The 2,990-nt window shown below is 43.3% G+C and carries 5 protein-coding genes; 1 reads left to right on the top strand and 4 read right to left on the bottom strand.

Annotation, left to right across the window (positions count from 1 at the left end; translation table 11 throughout):
• A partial coding sequence (locus WBA23_RS15525) for a sulfatase-like hydrolase/transferase (RefSeq protein WP_424583198.1) occupies positions 1-350 on the bottom strand: 350 nt, incomplete at its 3' end.
• Between the two features lie 124 nt (positions 351-474).
• On the opposite strand from WBA23_RS15525, the gene WBA23_RS15520 reads away from it, so the two are divergent.
• A complete protein-coding gene (locus tag WBA23_RS15520; protein WP_424583197.1) occupies positions 475-1,185 on the top strand; it encodes a YebC/PmpR family DNA-binding transcriptional regulator in 711 nt (236 codons plus the stop codon).
• Between the two features lie 32 nt (positions 1,186-1,217).
• Here WBA23_RS15520 and WBA23_RS15515 read toward each other — a convergent pair whose 3' ends face one another.
• From WBA23_RS15515 to WBA23_RS15505, 3 genes are all read right to left on the bottom strand, one after another.
• Positions 1,218-1,994 (bottom strand): hypothetical protein, encoded by a 777-nt coding sequence (locus tag WBA23_RS15515; protein ID WP_424583196.1) that lies wholly within the window; start codon positions 1,992-1,994, stop codon positions 1,218-1,220.
• Between the two features lie 145 nt (positions 1,995-2,139).
• Entirely contained in the window at positions 2,140-2,415 is a 276-nt protein-coding gene (locus WBA23_RS15510; protein ID WP_424583195.1) for a hypothetical protein, read from the bottom strand.
• A 49-nt stretch (positions 2,416-2,464) separates the two neighbouring features.
• Positions 2,465-2,990: LytR/AlgR family response regulator transcription factor (locus WBA23_RS15505; protein ID WP_424583194.1), on the bottom strand; the 526-nt coding region annotated here is incomplete at its 5' end.

Raw genomic sequence — 2,990 nt, 5'->3', positions numbered from 1 at the left:
AGCGTTACTTCCTCTTCATCAAAGTGATTTTTGTCACCGGGCATAATCACCTTATCCAGATCGTGCAGCGACCGCTGGGGGTAACTGCCCGTCAGGAGGCTGTAGCGAGAGGGGGTGCAAACCGGGGCTGAGACGTAAAAATCCGTAAAGCGAATGCCGGCCTGGCCAATACGATCAATGTTTGGGGTAGGAATATCTCCGCCGTAGCTGCTCAGATCGCCGTAACCTAGATCGTCGGCGTAAATGATAATGATATTGGGCTTTTGCTTTTCTGTAGTTTGAGCCGGAGCGACATGGCAGTTTAGCCAAAGAAAGGAAAGTACAGAAAGAAATACGCTGGTAATATTCATGGTAGTAGTTAGGTTGTTTTGTAAGAAGAGTTAAAATAGAGATATAAATGATTTTTTTTGCTTTACTCCTGCAATTTATAAACGGGCTTTTTAATTTTGTTGATTAGAAGAAAACGAAACAACTATGGGAAGAGCCTTTGAGTACCGCCGAGCCGCTAAAGAAAAACGATGGGATAAGATGTCTAAGATCTTTCCCAAGCTGGCCCGAAGTATCACCATTGCTGCCAAGGAAGGCGGCACCGACCCCGACATGAACGCTAAACTGCGCACGGCTATCCAAAATGCCAAGACGCAGAACATGCCTAAGGATAACATTGAGGCAGCCATTAAGCGAGCCGATGGCAAAGATGGCGACGACTATGTAGAGGTGCTGTACGAAGGAAAAGGCCCGCACGGAGTGCTGGTGGTGGTAGAGTGCGCTACTGATAATTCTACCCGCACCGTGGCCAATGTGAAATCTTACTTCAACAAAGCCGATGGTTCACTGGTGCCGACCGGCTCGCTAGATTATATGTTTGATCACAAGGCTGTATTTGAATTTGTGCCACCCGATGATTTTGACCCGGAAGAATTGGAACTGGAGCTGATTGATGCCGGACTGGAGGAGATTGAAGAAAACGACGATAAAATTTATATCTACGGCGACTATACTAATTTTGGCTCGCTCTCGCAGGCACTGGAAGAACAGGGGATTGAAGTAGAAAAATCTACGTTGCAGCGTTTCCCCACCACCCCAGTAGAATTTAGTGAAGAGCAACTGGAAGAGATTGAAAAGATGCTCGATAAATTGGAAGACGACGACGATGTACAGGCAGTGTATACGAATATTGAGTAGAGTAATTATTGGTTTAATTCTTCTTCAAGGTATCACTTACCTATGAATAGGTAGGTTAGCGTTACCAAAATAGCTCTATTGTGATAGGTTCTTTCAATAGGAGGATAGTAGTCTATGATAATGTTAGAATCAGGGGAAATAGGGATGTTTCTTATATTTGCAAAGTAGTAACTCCGAAGCGGGCCCAACCATAAGTTCGCCTCTAAAAGCAACCGGTCCTTTATATTAAGCCCAACAGCAGCATAAAACGATAAGTCGTGTACAAGATCGCGATTGCTGGGAATATCTAGTAGCAGTAGTTGAGTTTCGTCTTGCGTTTCTCCGGTAGTAGATAAATAAGAGTATACGTTCCGATGCCCGCCCACAATCCGGTTGTACGAAGCCCCCATACTGATAATAGGTCGAGCTTGCCATTTAGTAACATCCCACGAAAGATACAGTGGAGTTCGTAATGTATTGACCCGCGAGGTTTGCTCATTAATACTTTTAACAGGCAAACCGAAGGCATTGGTACCGCGATTATGATCTATCAAACGGCTTCCTCCAGACAAATACAGCAAATCAAGATTAACGCTAATACGGGCTGGTAAGCGGTACTTACTACTTATTCCAAAGGCATAAGCTGAAACAAACTGAGGACCAATCTCCCTTCCTAGGTATGGACTATAATTGAAATTAAAGTAGCTAGGATACTTTGACCAGCCTCCCCAACCGGCACCCGCTTTCAGTCCGAAAGCAAATCGTTTATATTCCTGTGCTTGACTAAAGCCACTAATCAAGCACAAAATCAGTAATGCAAAACACTTCATCAATCATTAGTCATTTCCAGGTAGACTAATAATACGCGGAAAAGGTTGGAAAATAGCGCATCACTTTATGTTCTTTGGAATAGTATTGTCACACCCCTGGAAATATTCTGTACGCAAAAGCTATAAAGACACCAATCTGGGTAAGCTAAAATAAAAACATCCGCCAGGTTAATGCACTCTTTACATTAGCAATGTTAACATCGGTTGAGTTCTTTAGATCAGCGATGCTGATGTCTGTTGAGCTTTTTAGATCAGCAATATCTGCTTTTAGCGCAGTTTTTAGGTCCGACACATCGACTTTAGAAGCTAAGCTCTCAGACTGCATTTGCTTTTGTAGCGCGACGAATTTACTGGCATCCTCTTCCGAGAAATTGTATTTTTTTAATAGGTTATGAAAGCTGATTTCTGCTGTTTCTTCCATGCTTTCTTTTACGAATGAATTTAACAATAGTTAGCTCTCGGTCCAAACCCTACCCCTCTAACCACTGCTTAAATCCCTTCGCTTTCCCTTTACTAACGATCACTTCGTCGGTAGGGTCAGGTTGGAGGTTGAGTTTGAGGCGGCTGTTGAAGTAGGTATGAATCCGTTGAATAGCTTCCAGATGCACTAGGTACTGCCGGTTGATACGGAAGAACTTTTCGGTATCCACTAGTTCATCTAGTTGCTCCAGGGTATAGTCTACTACGTACTTTCTGCCTTCGTGCGTAAACAGGTAAACTAGCTCATTTTCGGTATAGAAGTAGGCAATTTCATCGTCAGCGATCGGCACCAGTTGCTCGCCCTTCTTTACCAAAAAGCGTTTTTTGTGGCGGCGACCACTGTGCTGAATATTATCTAGTAACCGCTCAATTTTACTAGCATTTTCTTCTTCCGAAAACTCACTCTTAAGTTGCTGGTACTTAACAATGGCTTTTTGCAGCTCCTCAAATTTAATCGGCTTCAGTAGGTAGTCAATACTTTTTACCTTGAAGGCTTGAATAGCGTACTCATCGTAG

The organism is Tunicatimonas sp., from assembly GCF_049647865.1.
Taxonomy (GTDB): Bacteria; Bacteroidota; Bacteroidia; order Cytophagales; family Cyclobacteriaceae; genus Tunicatimonas.
Note: the sequence above shows the minus strand (reverse complement) of the source record. Positions and strands in the feature narration are given on the sequence as shown.